The sequence below is a fragment of the Mycobacterium sp. 852002-10029_SCH5224772 genome (genome assembly GCF_001667315.1).
Classification (GTDB): Bacteria; Actinomycetota; Actinomycetes; order Mycobacteriales; family Mycobacteriaceae; genus Mycobacterium.
In genome coordinates this window covers 1-688 of sequence record NZ_LZHT01000078.1, presented here as the reverse complement: position 1 = coordinate 688, position 688 = coordinate 1, and the positions used below count along the sequence as shown (strand labels likewise).

General features: G+C 69.8%; 1 protein-coding gene. It reads right to left on the bottom strand.

Features of this window, described 5'->3' with window-relative positions:
• A partial coding sequence (locus tag A5775_RS13670; protein ID WP_156660689.1) for a DUF222 domain-containing protein occupies positions 1-688 on the bottom strand: 688 nt, incomplete at both ends.

Here is a 688-nt window from a genome sequence, read left to right as displayed (position 1 = left end):
GGCCAGCAGGGCGTCGTGATTGCGTTGCGCCGGGCTGCGCATATCGCGGCGCGCCGCATCCTCATCAGGAACCTCATCGATGAGGGGAACCTCATCGTAGGGGTTACACGCCCCGGGGGCCCCGAGTTTGGCCAGCACGGGTTCGAACGTGGCGCGCGCCTCGGGGGTCAGATACCCGCGGATGGGTGACATGCCGTCGTAGTGCTGGGCCCCGATGGTGATGCCGCGCTTGCGGGCACGTTCGGCATCATTGAGTTTCCCGTCGGGGTTGAGCCAGCCCATCGCCCGGCGGGCGTATTGGCCCAACTCATCGGGGCGAAACCTGCTGGCCTGACGCGCCAGATCGGCCTCGGCGTCCTCGCGGGTGCAGGCGTCGATCTCGTAGGGCAGGTCGGCAAAAAACCCGCGAATCACCCGCACATGCCCATCGCCGATCAATCCCTGGCGTTGGGCGGCCGCGGTGGCCCCCAAGGTGGGCGCCAACAACTCCCCGGTCAGCGCACGACGCTGCCCGAGATCGGCGGCCTCGGCCACCCGGCGCCCGGCATCGGCGGTGGTGATGCGTAACCGCTCGGCCAACGCACGCCCCAGCGTGTCGCCCAGCTCTGTCGTGGTGGCCTGGGCGCGTAGTTCGTTGATCAAGGTGTGCCCGGGTACGCGGACCCGCCGCCGGCGCGCTCGAGGCGCT